This is a genomic window from Streptomyces lanatus, from assembly GCF_014655715.1.
GTDB lineage: Bacteria > Actinomycetota > Actinomycetes > Streptomycetales > Streptomycetaceae > Streptomyces > Streptomyces lanatus.
In genome coordinates this window covers 421731-440370 of record NZ_BNBM01000002.1, presented here as the reverse complement: position 1 = coordinate 440370, position 18640 = coordinate 421731, and the positions used below count along the sequence as shown (strand labels likewise).

The 18640-nt window shown below is 70.9% G+C and carries 16 protein-coding genes and 2 tRNA genes; 15 read left to right on the top strand and 3 right to left on the bottom strand.

Features of this window, described 5'->3' with window-relative positions; all coding sequences use genetic code 11:
- Positions 1 to 30: 30 nt before the first annotated feature.
- From rsfS to IE325_RS07170, 5 genes are all read left to right on the top strand, one after another.
- Positions 31 to 477, top strand: coding sequence for a ribosome silencing factor (gene rsfS, locus IE325_RS07190; RefSeq protein ID WP_190068870.1), 447 nt, complete (start codon positions 31 to 33; stop codon positions 475 to 477).
- Complete coding sequence (locus IE325_RS07185) at positions 474 to 1139, top strand: histidine phosphatase family protein (protein WP_190068869.1); 666 nt, start codon at positions 474 to 476, stop codon at positions 1137 to 1139. Before rsfS ends, IE325_RS07185 begins: the two co-directional genes overlap by 4 nt.
- 78 nt (positions 1140 to 1217) lie before the next feature.
- Positions 1218 to 1290 (top strand) — tRNA-Ala (locus tag IE325_RS07180).
- A 444-nt stretch (positions 1291 to 1734) separates the two neighbouring features.
- Complete coding sequence (locus IE325_RS07175) at positions 1735 to 1968, top strand: hypothetical protein (RefSeq protein WP_003976229.1); 234 nt, start codon at positions 1735 to 1737, stop codon at positions 1966 to 1968.
- A 126-nt stretch (positions 1969 to 2094) separates the two neighbouring features.
- A tRNA-Ala gene (locus IE325_RS07170) sits at positions 2095 to 2167 on the top strand.
- A gap of 49 nt (positions 2168 to 2216) precedes the next feature.
- Here IE325_RS07170 and IE325_RS07165 read toward each other — a convergent pair.
- Positions 2217 to 3830: an NADH-quinone oxidoreductase subunit NuoF family protein gene (locus IE325_RS07165; RefSeq protein ID WP_190068868.1), complete on the bottom strand. Its 1614-nt coding sequence runs from the start codon at positions 3828 to 3830 to the stop codon at positions 2217 to 2219.
- A complete protein-coding gene (locus IE325_RS07160; RefSeq protein ID WP_190068867.1) occupies positions 3827 to 5179 on the bottom strand; it encodes a ferric reductase-like transmembrane domain-containing protein in 1353 nt (450 codons plus the stop codon). The genes IE325_RS07165 and IE325_RS07160 overlap by 4 nt, the downstream gene beginning before the upstream one ends.
- Before the next feature lie 470 nt (positions 5180 to 5649).
- Here IE325_RS07160 and leuS point away from each other — a divergent pair, with 470 nt between their 5' ends.
- The 10 genes from leuS to IE325_RS07110 all read left to right on the top strand — a co-directional run bounded on the left by leuS (position 5650) and on the right by IE325_RS07110 (position 18066).
- Positions 5650 to 8523 carry a leucine--tRNA ligase gene (leuS, locus tag IE325_RS07155; protein WP_190068866.1) on the top strand — a complete coding sequence of 958 codons (2874 nt, stop codon included), beginning with the start codon at positions 5650 to 5652 and terminating at the stop codon, positions 8521 to 8523.
- Positions 8524 to 8710: 187 nt separating this feature from the next.
- Positions 8711 to 9490 (top strand): hypothetical protein, encoded by a 780-nt coding sequence (locus tag IE325_RS07150; RefSeq protein ID WP_190068865.1) that lies wholly within the window; start codon positions 8711 to 8713, stop codon positions 9488 to 9490.
- A gap of 93 nt (positions 9491 to 9583) precedes the next feature.
- Positions 9584 to 10429 carry a DegV family protein gene (locus IE325_RS07145; RefSeq protein ID WP_190068864.1) on the top strand — a complete coding sequence of 282 codons (846 nt, stop codon included), beginning with the start codon at positions 9584 to 9586 and terminating at the stop codon, positions 10427 to 10429.
- A 117-nt stretch (positions 10430 to 10546) separates the two neighbouring features.
- Complete coding sequence (locus IE325_RS07140; RefSeq protein ID WP_190068863.1) at positions 10547 to 11659, top strand: ComEA family DNA-binding protein; 1113 nt, start codon at positions 10547 to 10549, stop codon at positions 11657 to 11659.
- Complete coding sequence (locus IE325_RS07135) at positions 11656 to 14328, top strand: ComEC/Rec2 family competence protein (protein WP_190068862.1); 2673 nt, start codon at positions 11656 to 11658, stop codon at positions 14326 to 14328. Before IE325_RS07140 ends, IE325_RS07135 begins: the two co-directional genes overlap by 4 nt.
- A gap of 4 nt (positions 14329 to 14332) precedes the next feature.
- Positions 14333 to 15172, top strand: a complete 840-nt coding sequence (locus tag IE325_RS07130; protein ID WP_190068861.1) for an arylamine N-acetyltransferase family protein — start codon at positions 14333 to 14335, stop codon at positions 15170 to 15172.
- Positions 15173 to 15346: 174 nt separating this feature from the next.
- A complete protein-coding gene (locus tag IE325_RS07125) occupies positions 15347 to 16228 on the top strand; it encodes a YceI family protein (RefSeq protein ID WP_190068860.1) in 882 nt (293 codons plus the stop codon).
- Between the two features lie 40 nt (positions 16229 to 16268).
- Positions 16269 to 16514: a hypothetical protein gene (locus IE325_RS07120; RefSeq protein ID WP_190068859.1), complete on the top strand. Its 246-nt coding sequence runs from the start codon at positions 16269 to 16271 to the stop codon at positions 16512 to 16514.
- 98 nt (positions 16515 to 16612) lie between these two features.
- Positions 16613 to 17602, top strand: coding sequence for a DNA polymerase III subunit delta (gene holA, locus IE325_RS07115; RefSeq protein WP_190068858.1), 990 nt, complete (start codon positions 16613 to 16615; stop codon positions 17600 to 17602).
- Between the two features lie 65 nt (positions 17603 to 17667).
- Positions 17668 to 18066 carry a nuclear transport factor 2 family protein gene (locus IE325_RS07110; RefSeq protein ID WP_190068857.1) on the top strand — a complete coding sequence of 133 codons (399 nt, stop codon included), beginning with the start codon at positions 17668 to 17670 and terminating at the stop codon, positions 18064 to 18066.
- A gap of 187 nt (positions 18067 to 18253) precedes the next feature.
- Here the strand turns inward: IE325_RS07110 and rpsT are convergent, their stop codons facing one another.
- Positions 18254 to 18520 carry a 30S ribosomal protein S20 gene (rpsT, locus tag IE325_RS07105; protein WP_190068856.1) on the bottom strand — a complete coding sequence of 89 codons (267 nt, stop codon included), beginning with the start codon at positions 18518 to 18520 and terminating at the stop codon, positions 18254 to 18256.
- Between the last annotated feature and the right edge of the window lie 120 nt (positions 18521 to 18640).

The window sequence follows — 18640 nt, the reverse complement described above, 5'->3', positions numbered from 1 at the left end:
GCCAAGTGTCCGCCGACCGAAAGCCTTGTAGTGACCGCTACCGACCGTTCCCTCGAGCTCGTCAACACCGCCGCCCAGGCGGCCGCCGACAAGCTCGCGCACGACATCATCGCCTACGACGTCAGCGACGTCCTGTCGATCACGGACGCCTTCCTGCTGGCCTCCGCGCCCAACGACCGCCAGGTCAAGTCGATCGTCGACGAGATCGAGGAGCGGCTCAGCAAGGAGCTCGGCGCCAAGCCGGTGCGCCGCGAGGGCGACCGAGAGGCCCGCTGGGTCCTGCTCGACTACGTCGACATCGTCGTCCACGTCCAGCACAGCGAGGAGCGCGTCTTCTACGCCCTGGAGCGGCTGTGGAAGGACTGCCCCGAGCTCGACCTGCCCGAGGACGCCAAGGCGACCCGCGGCAAGGCCGCCGAGCACGCGGAGCACCAGGCCGCCGAGGAGGCGGCCGAGCTCGGCGGTGAGTGGCGATGAGCACCACCGACCAGGTGCCCACCGGCAAGCGCGGCCGCCGCGTCATCCTGTGGCGGCACGGCCAGACCTCGTGGAACGTGGAGCGCCGCTTCCAGGGCACCACGGACGTCGCCCTCACCGAGGCGGGCATCTCCCAGGCCCGCCGCGCCGCCCGACTCCTCGTGAACCTCGAGCCCGACGCGATCATCGCCTCCGACCTCCAGCGCGCCGCCGCCACGGCAGCGGAGCTGGCCGGTCTCACCGGCCTGGAGGTGACCTACGACGAGGCCCTGCGCGAGACCTACGCGGGCGCCTGGCAGGGCCTGACGCACGAGGAGATCATCGCCCGCTACGGCGAGGAGTACGCCGCGTGGAAGCGCGGCGAGCCGATCCGCCGCGGCGGCGGCGAACTGGAGACCGAGGTCGCCGACCGCGCCGCGCCCGTGGTGCTCCGGCACGCCGAGAAGATCCCCGAGGACGGCACGCTCGTGGTGGTCAGCCACGGCGGCACCATCCGTACGACCATCGGGCGCCTCCTCGGCCTCCAGGCCCGGCACTGGGAGAGCCTCGGTGGCCTCTCCAACTGCTGCTGGTCGGTCCTGGGTGAGGGCGCGCGCGGCTGGCGCCTGCTGGAGCACAACGCCGGCACCCTGCCGGAGCCGGTGCTCGGCGACGACGACTGACACCGGGCCGGATTTCACTTTCTGGCAGGTCGCAGGCTAAAGTTCTTCTTGTTCGCCCGCCGAGCGGGAGGAACGCAAGGGGCTATAGCTCAGTTGGTAGAGCGCCTGCATGGCATGCAGGAGGTCAGGAGTTCAATTCTCCTTAGCTCCACAGCGAGACAACAAGATCCCGCCGATCGATCCGATCGGCGGGATCTTCTGGTATCCGCGCCGAACTGCTCCGGGATCGGCTTGAGTCACTCGGGCCTCGCAGGCGTATACCTCTCAGGAGGCGCTTCGAGGTGCGTGTTCATGCGAGGGGTACGGCCACGGAGGCTGCCGTGTCCGGACTGGTACTGAGGCGTCGCTGACCGTATTGGTCCGGCCGTGGCAGAATCAAACGGCCGGAGGGGGCGCGGCCCGACGGGAGGGAGTAGCGATGCCTGCGAGCATCCTCGAAGAGGTCGGTCACCTCTTCGAAGCAGCATTGACACGGGATACGATCACCCGCCTCAGCTGCCCTTCCTGCGGTTCCGTCCACGTCGCCCAGCTTCTCGGTGACAACGGCGGAGTTTCCTACGTGTGCACGGCCTGCGGCCACAGCTGGAGCTGATCGATGGGTGCACACAGGCGAAAGTGCGACTGGTGCGGCAGCGGGACGCCGATCGTCCGTGACATGGAACCGGTGAACCCCGACTACCAGTACTGGTGCGAGGAATGCGCGCGGGCGCTGATCATAAAAGGCGACCCGATCGAGACGTACCGTGAACTCGAGGGCGAGCCGATCTATGGCCGTCTCCTTGAAGAACACTGCACGCTCAAGCGGTTCTATTCCTTCGTGACCGCATGATCATCGGGGCTGGCGGATTCCGACATTTCGGGTCGTACTGCCCTGCGGGGTAAACGATTTGGTGCTGCACCCGGTCGCCCGGTAATGTTGGCGTCGCCGCGAGGGAAACCGGCGGAAACCAGGCAAGGGGCTATAGCTCAGTTGGTAGAGCGCCTGCATGGCATGCAGGAGGTCAGGAGTTCAATTCTCCTTAGCTCCACAGACGCGAAGGCGGATCATCCACCAGGATGATCCGCCTTCGTCGTGTTTCAGCGGCCCAGGGCCCGCCGTCCGCGGCCCTGGGAGAGGACCGGCAGGTTGTTGCGGGAGGTGTCCTGACCTCGGGTGTCCTCCTCGATGCGCAGGGCGAGGGCCGGGCAACGGCGCACCGCGCGCAGGGCCTTGGCCTCCGCGTAGCGCGGGACCATCGCCTGGGCGACGGTCGGGAAGCCGTCGGCGCCGAGTTGGAAGACCTCCGGGAGGATGTCGGCGCACAGACCGTGGCCGCGGCACAGCGTCCAGTCGACGTAGATCTTCTGGCGCGCGGGGCCGTTCTCCTCCTCCTCCGCGCCGCCCGGGATGCCCGTGGGGGCCCTGCCGCCCTCGAAGAGCGGCAGAACGCCCTCCACGGGCCGTCCGCAGCCGTTTCCGAGGACATGGGCCGCGAGGTCGTCGGTGAACGCCTTGATGGTCGACTCCAGGAACATCGCGGAGCCGTCCGGGTGCGAGCACGCGCCGCGCCGCTTCACGTTCTTGGCGACCTGCTTGAGCGCCTCCAGGGCGGCCGGGCCACCGCCGTTGAGGATGTCCTCCATGCCGCGCGCGGCGGCCGGCAGACCGAGGTAGCAGGGGCCGCACTGGCCCGCGCTCTCCTCGGCCAGCCACTGTGCGACACGCAGCGACTCGCCCAGCGGGCAGGTCTCCTGAGTGATCGGCAGGATCGCGCCGGCGCCGAGCGCGCCGCCCACCGCGTCCAGCGAATTGCGGGAGACGATCGCCTCGTTGACCGTCGCCGCGTCGATCCACTTGCCGTGGTAGCCGCCGGTCAGCACGCCCTGCGGCACCGGCGGGGCGCCGGCCAGCTGGAGGACGTAGCGCAGCGGCACGCCGGTCGGGACCTCGATGACCATGGGCCGCGCCACCGCGCCGGAGACCGTGAGCATGACGGTGCCCGGCTCGTCGTACAGACCGGTGTTGCCGTAGCGCTCCGGGCCGATGCGGGCGGCGATGGCGAGTTGCGCGAACGTCTCGGCGTTGGAGAGGAGCGTGGGTGCGCCGCCGACGCCGTTCTGCGAGGCGCTGACCTTGCGGCCGGGCGGGATCGCCGGGCCGCCGTCGATCGAGCGGATCAGGGAGGCGGCGGCGCCGGTGACCATGCGCACCGGGTTGCGCTGCACGAACGCGCGTAGCGCGGAGCGGCGGCTGTTGCTCAGGCCGCGCTCGGCGAGGGCGGCCTCCATGGAGCGCTGGGTGGACTCCCGGGTGACCCCCACCACGAGCGTGCGGGCACCCAGGGCCTCGGCGCACAAGAGCGCGCCGTCCAGGATGAGATGCGGGGCACGGTTGATCATCACCGTGTCCTTGCGGCAGGCCGGTTCGTCCTCACTGCCGTTGACGACCACGACCGGCCGTACGCCGCGCTTGATCGCGGCCTCGGCGACCGAGCGCAGCTTCTTGTGGAAGGGGAAGCCCGCGCCGCCGCGGCCCTTCAGGTTGATGTTCTCGGCGAGCTTGGCGAGTTGCTCGCCGCCCAGCGGTTCGAGCGGCCCGTGCACCTTGAGGTGCATGGGCAGATCCAGTCTTTCGACAAGGTCGAAGCCCGACGTGAGTTGAGGGAGACCGACCACGCGGACCTCGGGTACGTCGGGCAGGGCCTCGTTCACTTAAAGCCTCCGGAAGGCGTGTTCCAAGGTTCGCCCGAACCCGGTGCGTCGAAGTCGTAGGACGTACCGGGGAATGTTTCAGTGGCGGGACCGCTGTTGTTGTACGTGTCGTTCTGGTTGTACGTACCGAAGACGGCGTTTGTCTCAGCGGTGTCGTACACATCACTCGACCCGTAGCCGGCCGCGTTGGCCCCGTAGCCCGAGGTGTTCGAACCGTAGGTCGTGGTGCCGGAATTGTCGTAGACCGGGATGTTGTAGCCCGTGTCGTTGAGCGGGTCGTAGGCGGACGGGGGTGCTTCGCCGACGGGCGGCGGGGAGGGGATGGGCCAGCTGCCGGTGCCGCCCGGGCCGCCGTCGACGCGCGGGATGGCCTCCGTCGGCTGCATGTCCAGGGGCATGTCCATACGGGAGGTCTGGTCGGCGTACGGCTGTTGTTGCTGGCCGCGCGGGTTGACGGCGCGGTAGGCGGCGGCGAAACCGCCCGTGGTCTCCGCGGCCGAGGGGGCCTGGGAGGGCATGCCGGGCAGCGGGCCGGGGCGCTCCTCGCGTGAGCCGCGCGCCGGGCGCGGGTTGTCGTAGCCCGGCAGGGAGGATCCGGACGCCGCCCTGGCGCGGCTCTCCTCCAGGTCGTCGCGGGCGCCGGGGTCGTTGCCGATGATCTGGGCGAGCCGGTCGGCGACCTTGCGCTTGACGGGGCGCGGGGCCGCGCGCAGGGCGAGGGCGGCGGCGACGGCGACGACGCAGAGTTCGTAGCTGACCATGAAGAACGTCTTCGCCGGGCGGCCGGCGAACAGACCGTGGATCAGGGCCGAGCACCAGGCCGGGTAGGCCAGCATGTGCATCGCGCGCCAGCGGGCGGCGACCGGCGCCGGGGAGGCGAACTGGTTGCGCAGGGCGCCGGTGATGCCCACGAAGATCATGAGCAGGGCGGCCAGGGAGCCCAGGCCGATGAGGAAGGCGCTGCCCGGGATCTCGCTGCCGCCGGCGAAGACCAGGCTGAAGGGGATGATCGCGGCGATCGGGGTGGCGTGGTCCAGGGCCAGCTTGACGCCGATGTGCACCAGGAGGAAGGCGATCGAGCCGACGGCGGTCACCCGGTGGATGCCCTGGGCGATGATCCGCTGGCGGGTGTTGAGGATCATCCGGTCCTGGGCGACCAGGCCCCAGATCACCGAGCAGGTCAGGCAGACGAGCGACAGGACGCCGGCACCGAAGTTGAGGAACTCCTGGAGCCAGGTACCGCCGAGCAGCACGACCAGGGGTATGAGAAGCAGAACAGCAGCGGTCGCCACCCCATAGGCCGACCGGCCCGTCCTGGGGAGCGAACTGTTACTACGACGAGGGTTCATGGGGGCAACTCCGAGCGGTTCGGGAAGGCGGTCCCGTTGCCGCACTCTAAGTGGCTCCATACCGGGGGGTACGGCGTTTGAGTTATTGCGTTGTTATCTACGGGCTGGGTGGGACGTGCGATGTCCCTTAGCGACTGTTACGCCAGGTAACAATTGAACGTTGTTCAGCTTTTCGAGGTCTTCACAACTTTCAGGTACGGAGCGGGGGGTGCGTTTGTTCATATGTGAGCTCCGCGTGAGCACCGTCACCAGCCTCGCCGGAAGCCCGTCGCGACCCGCTACGGCGCTGCGGTACCCTGACGCCATGCGTGCCGTACGCCTTCTGCTTAGCGAGCCGCGCTGATCAATCCCGACCACCGGGCGAATCGGATGGTCGGCATCGGCGCGGCGTCCCCTCCTGTGCGAGGGGATTTTTCGTTTCCGGAGAACCGCAGCCGCTGGCAGAGACGATCGATGGAGCTTTGAGGATCATGAGCGAGACGAACCCCGCTGCCGCCGAGGTGGCCGCGCCGCACCGCTACACGGCGGCCGTGGCCGCCGACATCGAGGCACGCTGGCAGGACTTCTGGGACGCCGAGGGCACGTACGCGGCGCCGAACCCCAAGGGCGATCTGGCGGGCGACCCCTCGGTCGTCGCCAAGCCCAAGAAGTTCATCATGGACATGTTCCCGTACCCCTCCGGTGCGGGCCTGCACGTCGGCCACCCCCTGGGCTACATCGCCACCGACGTCTTCGCGCGCTTCCAGCGCATGACCGGCCACAACGTCCTGCACACCCTGGGCTTCGACGCCTTCGGCCTGCCCGCCGAGCAGTACGCCGTGCAGACCGGCACGCACCCGCGTGTCTCCACCGAGGCCAACATCGAGAACATGAAGGTCCAGCTGCGCCGGCTGGGCCTGGGCCACGACAAGCGCCGGTCGTTCGCCACGATCGACCCGGAGTACTACAAGTGGACCCAGTGGATCTTCCTGCAGATCTTCAACTCCTGGTACGACGACGAGGCGAGGAAGGCCCGCCCGATCGCCGAACTGGTCGCGCAGTTCGAGTCCGGTGAGCGCGCCGTCCCCGGTGACCGCTCCTGGGACACGCTGACCGCCGGCGAGCGCGCCGACGTCCTGGGCGAGTACCGCCTGGCCTACGCCTCCGACGCGCCGGTCAACTGGTGCCCCGGCCTGGGCACCGTGCTGGCCAACGAGGAGGTCACCGCCGAGGGTCGCTCCGAGCGCGGCAACTTCCCGGTCTTCAAGGCCAAGCTGCGCCAGTGGAACATGCGGATCACCGCCTACGCCGACCGGCTGCTGACCGACCTGGACGAGCTGGACTGGCCCGAGGCCATCAAGCTGCAGCAGCGCAACTGGATCGGCCGCTCCGAGGGCGCCCGCGTCGACTTCCCCGTGGACGGCGAGCGCATCACCGTCTTCACCACCCGGCCCGACACCCTGTTCGGCGCGAGCTACATGGTGCTGGCGCCCGAGCACCCGCTGGTCGACAAGTTCACCCCGGACGCCTGGCCCGAGGGCACCCACGACGTGTGGACCGGCGGTCACGCGACCCCGGCCGAGGCCGTCGCCGCCTACCGCGCGCAGGCCGCCTCCAAGTCCGACGTCGAGCGCCAGGCCGAGGCCAAGGACAAGACCGGCGTCTTCATCGGCTCGTACGCGACCAACCCGGCCAACAGCGAGCAGGTGCCCGTCTTCATCGCCGACTACGTCCTGATGGGCTACGGCACCGGCGCGATCATGGCCGTACCCTGCGGCGACCAGCGCGACTTCGAGTTCGCGCGCGCCTTCGAGCTGCCTATCGTCTGCATCGTCGAGCCGACGGACGGCCGCGGCACGGACACCTCCACCTGGGAGAACGCCTTCTCGTCCTACGACGCGAAGATCATCAACTCCACCGGTGACGGTATCTCCCTGGACGGCCTGGGCGTCGTCGAGGCCAAGGCCCGCATCACCGAGTGGCTGGAGCGGTCCGGCGTCGGCGAGGGCACCGTCAACTTCCGGCTGCGCGACTGGCTGTTCAGCCGCCAGCGCTACTGGGGCGAGCCCTTCCCCATCGTCTACGACGAGGACGGCATCGCCCACTCGCTGCCCGAGTCGATGCTGCCGCTGGAGCTGCCCGAGGTCGAGGACTACAGCCCGCGCACCTTCGACCCGGACGACGCCGACACCCAGCCCGAGACGCCGCTGTCGCGCAACGAGGACTGGGTCAACGTCACGCTGGACCTGGGCGACGGGCGCGGTCCTCGCCCCTACCGGCGTGAGACCAACACCATGCCCAACTGGGCCGGTTCCTGCTGGTACGAGCTGCGCTACCTGGACCCGCACAACTCCTCCCGGCTGGTGGACCCGGAGATCGAGCAGTACTGGATGGGCCCGCGCGAGGGTCAGCCGCACGGTGGTGTCGACCTGTACGTCGGCGGTGCCGAGCACGCCGTGCTGCACCTGCTGTACGCCCGCTTCTGGTCCAAGGTGCTGTTCGACCTGGGGCATGTGTCCTCTGCGGAGCCGTTCCACAAGCTGTTCAACCAGGGCATGATCCAGGCCTACGTCTACCGCGACAGCCGTGGCATCGCGGTGCCGGCCGCCGAGGTGGAGGAGCGCGACGGCGCGTACTTCTACCAGGGCGAGCAGGTCTCCCGGCTGCTGGGCAAGATGGGCAAGTCCCTGAAGAACGCGGTCACTCCGGACGAGATCGCCGCCGAGTACGGCGCCGACACGCTGCGTCTGTACGAGATGGCGATGGGCCCCCTGGACGTCTCCCGCCCGTGGGACACCCGCGCGGTCGTCGGTCAGTTCCGGCTGCTGCAGCGGCTGTGGCGCAACGTCGTGGACGAGACGACCGGCGCCGTGACGGTGGTCGACGCCGAGCCCGACGAGGACACGCTGCGTGCCCTGCACAAGGCGATCGACGGGGTGCGCGGGGACCTGGAGGGCATGCGGTTCAACACCGCCATCGCCAAGGTCACCGAGCTGAACAACCACCTGACCAAGGCGGGCGGCGCGGTTCCGCGCTCCGTCGCCGAGTCGCTGGTGCTGATGGTCGCGCCGCTGGCCCCGCACATCGCCGAGGAACTGTGGCGCAAGCTGGGGCGGACCGGCTCGGTGGTGCACGAGGACTTCCCGGTCGCCGACCCCGCGTACGTGGTCGACGAGACGGTGACCTGCGTCGTGCAGATCAAGGGCAAGGTCAAGGCCCGTCTGGAGGTCCCGCCGGCCATCTCCGAGGAGGAGCTGGAGAAGGTCGCGCTGTCCGACGAGAAGGTCGTGGCGGCGCTGGACGGGGCCGGGATCCGGAAGGTGATCGTGCGGGCGCCGAAGCTGGTGAACATCGTTCCGGCGTAGGTCCCGGCCTGGGTTCTCGTGTAGGGCCCGCGTAGGTTCTTGCGGCTCGGGGTGATCCCCTACGGGCAGGTTCGGGGTTCTTCTGGAACTCCGGGCCTGCCTGCTGCGTTTACCGTTGAAGAGTGATGTGGCGTGCCGTGACGTGGCGTGAGGTCGGGCATGTCGCGGCCGGTCGGAGGAGGAGTTCGTGGAAGCAGTGATCGCAGTCGTCGCCCTGCTCTTCGTGCTCTTCGTCGCACTCGGTGCGTACGCCACGGTGAAGGTGGTCGGCGCCGCCAAACGCCGCGTGGACGAGACGATCACCCACGCGCGGCGCACGGTCGAGGACCACACCCTGCGGGCCAAGTCCTTCGCCCAGCCCGGAGCGGTCGGCGAGCTGGCGCAGCTGAGACTGAAGCTGCGCACCTCCATGCGGGCCACCCAGGACGCGCTGCAGGCCGGCGCCACCGAGGACGAGTCCCTCAAGGAGTCCCTCGGCCTCTTCCAGCGCCTCAGCGCACATGGCCATGAACTGGACGCGGAGCTCAGGCGTCTGGAGTCCGAGCCGGACCGTACGACACTCGCCGGGCGACTGCCCGACCTGCGCGAGCGCACCGAGCGCATCGTCGAGGCGGCCGACTCACTGCGCTGGGCGGCCCGCGACCGCGCCCGCCGCTTCGCCGACGACGACCTCGACACCCTCAGCGCGCAGATCGACGTGGAGACCGGGGCCCTGCGGCACTGGCAGACGACGGAATCCACGACGGAATCCACCGTGGAGGAGGCGGTGCCCGAGCGTCCGTCCTCCCCGCCGCCCCCGTGGCCGGAGGCACCCGCCGCCGACGCCGGTGACACGACCGAGCAGACCTGGCCGGACAGCCCTCAGCGGCAGCGGGCCGAGGAGCCCACGAGGGCCGCCATCAACCCGCCGGGCCCGCGCCAGACCTATCCCTGGCAGAAGAAACCCCGCCCTGAGAGCACGACTTGAGCACCCGCGGCCACGCCCAGCTCCGGTCAAGGCTTCACCGGCTGAGCGGGGTCGGGCTGCCGCCCGGGCGCTACGCCAGGTAACCTCCAGCTCATGTCCCGCCATGTCGCGATCGTCACCGATTCAACGGCCTACCTGCCGCCCCGGACGATGGAGCGCCACGGCATCACAGCGGTACCTCTGACCGTGGTCGTCGGCGGCCAGGCGCTGGACGAGGGTACCGAGATCTCGACCCGTTCCCTCGCCCAGGCGTTGCAGAAGCGACGCCCCGTCACCACCTCGCGCCCCAGCCCCCAGGTCTTCGCGGAGCACTACCGCGAGGTCGCCGAGTCCGGCGCCACCGGCATCGTCTCCCTGCACCTGTCCGCCGAGCTCTCCGGCACCTACGACGCGGCGGTCCTCGCGGCGCGCGAGGCGCCGGTGCCGGTGCGGGTGGTGGACACCGGCATGGTGGCCATGGCGCTCGGGTTCTGCGCGCTCGCGGCGGCCGAGGCGGCGGAGTCGGGCGGCACGGTGGACGAGGCCGTCACGGCCGCCGAGAAGCGGGCCGGGGCCACGGCCGCCTACTTCTACGTCGACACCCTGGACTATCTGCGCCGCGGCGGTCGCATCGGCGCCGCGCAGGCCTTGCTGGGTTCCGCGCTCGCGGTGAAGCCGCTGCTGCAGTTGGAGGATGGCCGGATCGGCCCGCTGGAGAAGGTGCGGACGGCATCCAAGGCGATCGCGCGCCTGGAGGAGATCGCGGCCGACCGTGCGGGCAGCGCACCGGTGGACATCGCGGTGCACCATCTCGCCGCTCCCGACCGGGCGTCGGCGCTGGCGGACCGTTTGCGGGCGCGGGTGCCGGGGTTGGCGGATCTGCATGTGAGCGAGGTCGGGGCGGTGATCGGGGCGCATACCGGGCCCGGGTTGTTGGGGGTTGTGGTTTCGCCTCGGTGACGGGGAGGCGCCCTCGCGTCACTCGTGTGAGTGGCGGGGTTATCCACAACTGGGTGGTAATCCCCGGGAATTGAGCAAGATCATCGCGGATGTGGCGTGGTGTCGGATCCTCGTCGCATGGCGATTCGATCACGCACAGATACGAGTACGGGCGTAGGTACTGGCACTCGGGCACGTCGCCCGGCGGTGACCAGTGGTCCGGGGCGAGGGCCGTACTCCGACGGCCGCGCCCGGCAGCGACGAGGCACGCGGGTCCGGGGCAGGGCGCGGCAGCGGCATGCGTCGGCGGAGGAGTTGAGGCGCCGCGCCGAGGTGATTTTCGGCGAACGTGGCGGGGAGTGGCGGGAGTCGGGGGCGGGGCCGCCGGGCGGGGACGGTCGCGGGGCTGATGGCGGGGGTGCTGTCGGCGTCGGTGCCGATGCCGGTGTGGCCGTCGGTGGCGGTGCCGGTGACGGTGATGTGAGTGGTGACGTAAGGGCCGAGCGCTGGCGGGCGCGGGCCGGGCTGGCGTTGCGGGAGCGCATGCCCGTGTGGTTGCAGGCGCGGTGTGGGTTGGAGCGGCGGAGCGTGGTCGCGCTCGCGGTGGTGCTGGTCCTCGCCGCCGGTTTCGCGGTGCAGCACTTCTGGGCCGGGCGAGCGCAGTCCGTGCGGGCTCCTGAGGTGGTGCGTGCGGCGGCCCAGTACGGCGGCGCTGGTGAGGGTGCCGGGGAGGAGCAGGGCGGGGCGGCCGGTTCGGTGACCGGTGGCTCGGCATCCGGTGCCGCAGGTGCTGCCGGCACGGCCGCCGCCGAGATTGTGGTGGACGTCAGCGGCAAGGTGCGCGAGCCCGGGATCCATCGTCTGCCGGCGGGCTCGCGTGTCGCCGACGCCCTGCGCGCGGCCGGTGGGGTGCGCCCCGGCACCAACACCGACAGCCTCAACCGGGCCCGGTTCCTGATGGACGGGGAGCAGGTCATCGTCGGCGCTCCGGCCGCCGTGCCCGGAGCCGCTCCGGCTACCGGCTCGGGCGGTGCGGCGGCCCCAGGTACCGCCCCGGCCGCACCGGTCGCCCTCAACACGGCGACCGTGGATCAACTCGACACCCTCCCGGGCGTGGGCCCGGTACTGGCCCAGCACATCATCGACTACCGCACCCAGCACGGCGGCTTCCGCTCGGTGGACGAACTGCGCGAGGTCAATGGCATCGGCGACCGCCGGTTCGCCGATCTACAGAATCTCGTACGGCCATGATCCACGACGTCCGCCCACCCGACCCCGCGCCCCCTCCCTCGCCCTCCCGCTCCACCGTCCACGCCGAGTCGGGACGACGCCTGGGCGCCGCTCACCCCCGGCAGGAAGGACCGACCGACCTACGTCTCGTCCCACCGGCCCTCGCCGCCTGGGCGACGGCGGCGCTGATGCTGGATGCCCCGCCGGAGTGGGTGGGCGGCGTGGCGGTGGTCTGTCTGCTCGGGGTGGGCCTATTACTGCTGGTGCGGCGGGGTGGGACAGGTATCGGGACAGCAAGGGTGAGCGCGCGGACCCCGAGCCCGGCGCCGGTGCGTCCGACCTGGCCCCGTATCTCCGTCGCCGCCCTGCTTCTCTGCGTCGCCGCAGCCGCCGTCTCCGCCGGGCTGCACGGGGCTGATCTGCGGCGTGGGCCGGTGCCGGAGCTGGCGCGGGAGTTCGCCACGGTGACCGCCGAGGTCGAGGTGACGTCCGATCCCCGGCTGACCCGGCCGCGGGTCAAGGGCAATCACATGGCGCCGAGTTCCGTGCTGATCAACGCGGATGTGCGACGCGTCGAGAAGCCGGACGGGACGGCCGTGGTGACACGGGCGCCGGTGTTGATGATCGTCGACGGGGGCTGGGGGACCTCGGGCGACGCAGGCGGGCGGCCGCAGCGTGGGCAGGGCCCGCAGGGCCCCTCCGCCACCCGGCCCACGCCCCAGCCCACGCACCACCCCACGCCCCGGCCCTCACCCTGGCTGAACCTCCTCCCCTCCACCCGGCTGACGGTGACCGCCCGGCTCGCGCCCTCCCTGATGGACGGGGACCGGATCGCGGCCGTGCTGAGGGTGCGGGATCCGGTGGTGCCGGAGGTGGTGGCGGAGCCGTCGGCCGCGCAGCGGCTGGCGGGGAGGTTGCGGGCCGGGTTGCGGGAGGCGACCGACGGGTTGCCGGCGGACGCGCGGGCGTTGCTGCCGGGGCTGGTCGTGGGCGACACCTCGCGGATCACGCCGGAGCTGGACGAGGCGTTCAAGGAGACCGACCTCGCGCACACGCTCGCCGTCTCCGGCAGCAACCTCACGATCATCCTGGCCCTGCTGATCGGTTCGCCCGGTACGGCCCAGCTGGTCGAGCGCCGTGGGCTCGCGCCGCGCCTCGGCATCTCGTTGCGGACGACCGCCCTGCTCGGCGGAGCGCTCACGCTCGCATTCGTCGTTGTGTGCCGACCGGACCCGAGCGTGCTGCGGGCCGCGGCCTGCGGTGCGGTCGTGCTGCTGGCCCTCGCGACCGGACGCCGCAGATCGCTGATCCCGGCGCTGGCCACGGCCGTACTGCTGCTTGTGCTGTACGACCCCTGGCTGGCCCGGAGCTATGGCTTCCTGCTCTCCGTCCTGGCCACCGGTGCCCTGCTCACCCTCGCGCCCCGCTGGAGCGCGGCGTTGCGCAGACGCGGAGTGCCGCCCCGCCCGGCCGAGGCGTTGGCGGCCGCGGCTGCCGCGCAGGCGCTGTGTGCGCCGGTCGTGGCGGTGCTGTCGGCCCGGGTGAGCCTGGTGGCGGTGCCGTGCAATCTGCTCGCGGAGTTCGCGATCGCGCCGGCCACGGTGCTGGGTTTCGCGGCGCTGGCCGCGGCACCGTTCGCGATGCCGGTGGCCAAGGCCCTGGCGTGGTGCGCGAGTTGGCCGACCGGTTGGCTCGCGGACGTGGCCCGGACGGGTGCCGCGCTGCCCGGCGCGGGTGTGGACTGGCCCGGCAGCTGGACCGGGGCGGCGCTGCTCGCCCTCGTCACGGTGCTCGTGGTGCTCGTCGGCCGACGGCTGCTGCGGCACCCCTGGTGGTGCGGTGTCTGCGGGGCGCTGCTTCTGCTGGCGGTGGTGCAGCCACCGCCGCTGACCAGGGTGGTCACGGGGTGGCCGCCGCCGGGGTGGCGGTTCGCGATGTGCGATGTGGGACAGGGCGACGCGACGGTGCTCGCGGCGGGCGCGGGGACGGGCGTGGTCGTGGACGCAGGCCCGGATCCGGCACCGATCGACCGATGTCTGCACACGCTCGGCATCACGAGGATCCCGCTCGTCGTGCTGACCCACTTCCACGCCGACCATGTGGCGGGCCTGCCCGGTGTGCTACGTGGGCGTGCGGTGGGCGCGATCGAGACGACGGGGCACGAAGAGCCGGTGGACCAGGTGGAGTTCGTACGGAGGGAGGCGGCAGCCCGGAGGATTCCCGTGACGCGGGCCGCAGCCGGGGAGGAGCGGTGCACCGGGGCCCTGAGCTGGCGGGTGCTGTGGCCGCCGCCGCACCCGGCTCTGACGGCTGACGCCCCGGACAGCCCGAACGACTCCAGCGTCACCCTGCTCGTCCGGTCGGCCGGGCTGCGGTTCCTGCTGCTCGGCGATCTGGAACCCCCGGCCCAGCGGGCGCTGTTGAGATCACCGGCTGCGGCGCTGCTGAGCGGCGTGGACGTCCTGAAGGTCGCCCACCACGGCTCGGCGTACCAGGACCCGGAGCTCATACGCCGGGCCGCGCCGAGGCTGGCGCTGATCTCCGCGGGGGCGGACAACCCCTACGGTCACCCGGCTCCCGGCACGGTCGCGGCGCTGCGGGCGCAGGGAGCCGTGGTGCTGCGGACGGACGAGGACGGGGCGCTCGCGGTCGCGGGTACCGGCGCGGAGCTCACCGTGGCGGGAGACTGAGGCCATGGATTCCGTAGAGGTTGATGCCTATCTCCGGCGCCTGGGAGTCGAGCACCCGGCGTGGCCCACCGTGGACGTGCTGCGTGAGCTGCAACTGCGCCACCTTCAGACCGTGCCCTTCGAGAACCTGTCGATCCACCTCGGCGAGGAGATCGTGCTGGAGGAGAAGCGGCTGCTGGACAAGGTGGTGGGCGCGCGGCGGGGCGGGTTCTGCTACGAACTGAACGGGTCGTTCGGGGCGTTGCTCGGTGCGCTGGGGTTCGATGTGACGCTGCTCGCGGCGCGGGTCTACGGCCAGGAGGAGCGGCTCGGGATCCCGTACGACCACATGGCGCTGCAGGTGGGGACGGTGGACGGGGGCGCGTGGCTGGCGGATGTGGGCTTCGGGGCGCACAGCCACTATCCGCTGGCGCTGGAGGCCCGGGGCGAGCAGGTGGATCCGGCGGGGGTGTTCCGGGTCGTCGAGGCAGGGCCGGACGCGGCCGGGGTGCGTGGCGCGCAGGAGACGGCGGAGGCGGCGGATCTGGACGTCGTCATGGACGGCAGACCGCAGTACCGGCTGGACCGGAGGCCCCGGGCGCTCGGTGACTTCGTGGCCGGGGCGTGGTGGCACAGCACCTCGCCGCTGTCGCACTTCACACAGTCGCTGGTGTGCTCGCGGGTGACGGAGGAGGGAGGGCGGATCACGCTCAGCGGCCGCACGTTCAAGACGACGGCGGCGGACGGGTCGCGGGAGGAGAGGGAGTTGGGTTCGGACGAGGAGGTGCTGAGGGTGTACCGGGAGCGGTTCGGGATCGAGGTGGACCGGGTGCCGACGGTGAGCAAGGCCGACCGGGGCGGCTGACGGAGGGCGGAGGGCCTGGGTCCGGTTCGATGCCCCACTGGTGCTACTAGCGGGTAGAACCAGCGCAAGTGCCGGTTTCCCACGATGTGATCCCGTGTTGCCCCGAAAAACTCAGCGGTGGTCGAATGCCCCTTCGGTAACGCGTGAGGTCGAGTCGTGCAGGGGGTGTCGAGGATGATCGGTCGCCGGCGGGGAAGCCGAACGAACCGGGAACAGCGGACGAGCCCTCTGGCGGCGCTGGAAACCCCGCCGAGCGCGGGGGTGCTGAGCTGCCGGGTGCTCGATCCGGTCAACGAGCCCGTGCGGCACGCGGAGTTCACGGTCAGCGACGCCAGGGGGCGGACGGTGGTCAGCGGGGGGATGGATCCCTTCGGGTCGTTCGTGACGACGGTGCCGGCGGGTGAGTACCGGCTCGCGGTGTCGGCCGAGGGATACACGCCGTACCGGACGACCGCGACGGTCGGGGAGAACGCGCTCGCCTCGCTCGGTGACGTGATCCTCCAGGTCGCCCAGCCGCCGGAGCTCCCGGGGCCCGGCGACTGGGAGATCGAGCCCGCGCACACCTCGATCGGGTTCTCCGCGCGGCACATCGGGCTGGCATGGATCCGCGGCAGGTTCAACTCGTTCGCGGGGGTGGTGCGGATCACCGACCCCGTCGAGCGGTCGGCGATGCATGTGGTGATCGACGCGGCGTCCATCGACACGGGTGTGCGGATGCGGGACGACCACTTGCGGTCGGGTGACTTCCTGGATGTGGCGGCCTTTCCGACGCTGGAGTTCTACAGCGAGCGGTTCGTGCACAAGGGCGGCAAGCGGTGGGCCGTGACCGGGGCGCTGTCGCTGCACGGGGTGACGCGGACGGTCGTGCTCGACGCGGAGTACCTCGGCCTCGGCAACGGCATGGAGGGCGAGGTGCGGGCGGCGTGCCGGGCCACCACCGAGCTGCATCGGGACGACTTCACCGTGAGCTGGCAGACCGTGCTGGCGCGGGGGATCGCGGTGGTGGGGCCGAGCATCCAGGTCGAGCTGGATGTGCAGCTGGTGCGCAAGGGCTGACCCGGGACTCGCCCCACGCAGGGTGCCCGAGAATGGCTCCGTGAGCGATGTGAGACATGTGCTGGTGCTGCCCGACCGAGACGCGGCTCAGGAGGCCGCGGAGGCGCTCGGGGAGCGGTTCGGCATCGACGAGGAGCCGCGGCTGGTGCGGGACGCCTTGGCCGGCGAGGACGATGCCGAGGACGCGCAGTGGCTTGTTGTGCTGCGGGATGAGCAGGGGCGGCTGGATCCGGGGGCGCTGGACGAGTTCGCGGGGGAGTGGGACGGGTGGCGGGAGGAGCCGTGACGCTCCGCTGGGAGGGCCTCGTGGTGACGTCGATTGTCGTGCCCTGCCGCATGCTCGCCCGGTAGGGGTTGTCAGTGGCCCATGCCATCCTTGTCGCGATGGCCAAGAAGAGTGCGAACGACGATCCCCTCGCCCCCGTGACCCTCGCCGTGGGTCAGGAGGAGCTGTTGCTCGACCGTGCCGTGCGGGAGGTGGTGGTCGCCGCCCGGGCCGCCGACGCGGACACGGATGTGCGGGAGCTGATGCCGGAGCAGTTGCAGCCGGGCACGCTGGCCGAGTTGACCAGCCCCTCGCTGTTCGCGGAGCGCAAGGTCGTCGTCGTACGTAATGCGCAGGACCTGTCGGCCGACACCGTCAAGGACGTGACGGCGTATCTCGCCTCGCCCGCCGAGGAGATCACGCTGGTGCTGGTGCATGCCGGTGGGGTCAAGGGCAAGAAGCTGCTCGACGCCGCCCGCAAGGTGGGGGCGCGGGAGGTGGCGTGCCCGAAGATGACGAAGCCGGCGGACCGGCTGGCGTTCGTCAGGAGCGAGTTCCGGGCGACGGGGCGTTCCGCGACGCCCGAGGCCTGCCAGGCGCTGGTCGACGCCATCGGGAGCGATCTGCGGGAGCTGGCGTCCGCGGTGAGCCAGCTGGTCGCCGATGTCGAGGGCACCATCGACGAGGCGGTCGTCGGGCGGTACTACACCGGCCGCGCGGAGGCGTCGAGCTTCACCGTGGCCGACCGGGCTGTCGAGGGCCGGGCGGCCGAGGCGCTGGAGGCGCTGCGCTGGTCGCTGGCCACCGGGGTGGCGCCCGTCCTGATCACCAGCGCCCTCGCCCAGGGCGTCCGGGCCATCGGCAAGCTGTCCTCCGCGCGCGGCGGGCGTCCCGCCGATCTCGCGCGCGAGCTGGGCATGCCGCCGTGGAAGATCGACCGCGTCCGGCAGCAGATGCGCGGATGGACACCCGACGGGGTGGCGATCGCGCTGCGGGCGGTCGCCGAGGCCGACGCCGGAGTGAAGGGCGGCGGCGATGATCCCGAGTACGCCCTGGAGAAGGCGGTCGTGACCATCGCGCGGGCGGCTCGGTCCAGAGGGCGCGGCTAGGCCCGGGAGAGGAGAATCGGGCGTATCAGCCGTATTTCGCCGGATTGGGAAAGGTGGCGAGCACCATGGCTGAACACCCGCACGCGGCTCTCGTACGCAAGGGCTACGAGGCCTTCCAGCGCGGAGACATGGACACCCTGCGCGGCCTGATGACCGGGGACTGCACGCACCACGTACCCGGCTCCCACCCGCTGTCGGGGGACTACAAAGGCGTCGACTCGATCTTCGAGGGGTACTACGGCCGGCTCTTCTCGGAGACCGACGGGACGTTCAAGGTCGAGCTGCGCAACATCTTCGTAGACGGCCGCGGGCACGCCATCTCCGCGCACCACTTCACCGCCGACCGCGGTGGCAAGCACATCGACGAGATGGGCGGCATCGTCTTCCGGATCGTCGGCGACAAGATCACCGACCTCGACGAGTGCGTCGCGGACATCGAAAAGGGCAACGACTTCTGGTCCTGACGCAGTCATGCCGAAGGCCCCGGCGCCCGCCCTGGGGAAGGGCGAGGTGCCGGGGCCTTCGAATGAAGCTGCTGGATCCGCACCCGCGTGGCGAACGCAGGCCGCGTGCGGATCCGGGGTGCCGGTCGGGAGCGGATGAGAGAGGGCCCGCTCTGGGTCCTTCCGGCGGTCAGATCAGAGAAAGGTGTCAGCCCTTGAGGGACGCGACCTTCGAAGCAAGCGCCGACTTCTTGTTGGCGGCCTGGTTCTTGTGGATGACGCCCTTGGAGACGGCCTTGTCGAGCTGACGCGCGGCGAGGCGCTGGTACTCGGTGGCCTTCTCGACGTCACCCGCGGCAGCGGCCTCGCGGGCCTTGCGGATCGCGGTCTTCAGGGAGGACTTGACGGCCTTGTTGCGCAGCCGGGCCTTCTCGTTGGTCTTGATCCGCTTGATCTGGGACTTGATGTTCGCCACTGATTGAGCCTTTTCAGGTTCAGGCACGGGACCGTGTGGGACCCCTGCCAGGTGATTTCTTGGGGTGTGCCTCGCGCTGAGAGGGCATGAGACACAGCCACCCAGGCTACCAGCGGCCCG

Bases quoted from the DNA above. Each gene is read 5' to 3' on its own strand.
- IE325_RS07145 (WP_190068864.1), top strand. From the start codon at position 9,584: ATGTCCCGCCATGTCGCGATCGTCACCGATTCAACGGCCTACCTGCCG.
- IE325_RS07125 (WP_190068860.1), top strand. From the start codon at position 15,347: ATGATCGGTCGCCGGCGGGGAAGCCGAACGAACCGGGAACAGCGGACG.
- IE325_RS07160 (WP_190068867.1), bottom strand. From the start codon at position 5,179: ATGAACCCTCGTCGTAGTAACAGTTCGCTCCCCAGGACGGGCCGGTCG.
- IE325_RS07130 (WP_190068861.1), top strand. From the start codon at position 14,333: ATGGATTCCGTAGAGGTTGATGCCTATCTCCGGCGCCTGGGAGTCGAG.
- holA (WP_190068858.1), top strand. From the start codon at position 16,613: ATGGCCAAGAAGAGTGCGAACGACGATCCCCTCGCCCCCGTGACCCTC.
- IE325_RS07175 (WP_003976229.1), top strand. From the start codon at position 1,735: ATGGGTGCACACAGGCGAAAGTGCGACTGGTGCGGCAGCGGGACGCCG.
- IE325_RS07185 (WP_190068869.1), top strand. From the start codon at position 474: ATGAGCACCACCGACCAGGTGCCCACCGGCAAGCGCGGCCGCCGCGTC.
- IE325_RS07110 (WP_190068857.1), top strand. From the start codon at position 17,668: ATGGCTGAACACCCGCACGCGGCTCTCGTACGCAAGGGCTACGAGGCC.
- IE325_RS07135 (WP_190068862.1), top strand. From the start codon at position 11,656: ATGATCCACGACGTCCGCCCACCCGACCCCGCGCCCCCTCCCTCGCCC.
- leuS (WP_190068866.1), top strand. From the start codon at position 5,650: ATGAGCGAGACGAACCCCGCTGCCGCCGAGGTGGCCGCGCCGCACCGC.
- IE325_RS07140 (WP_190068863.1), top strand. From the start codon at position 10,547: ATGGCGATTCGATCACGCACAGATACGAGTACGGGCGTAGGTACTGGC.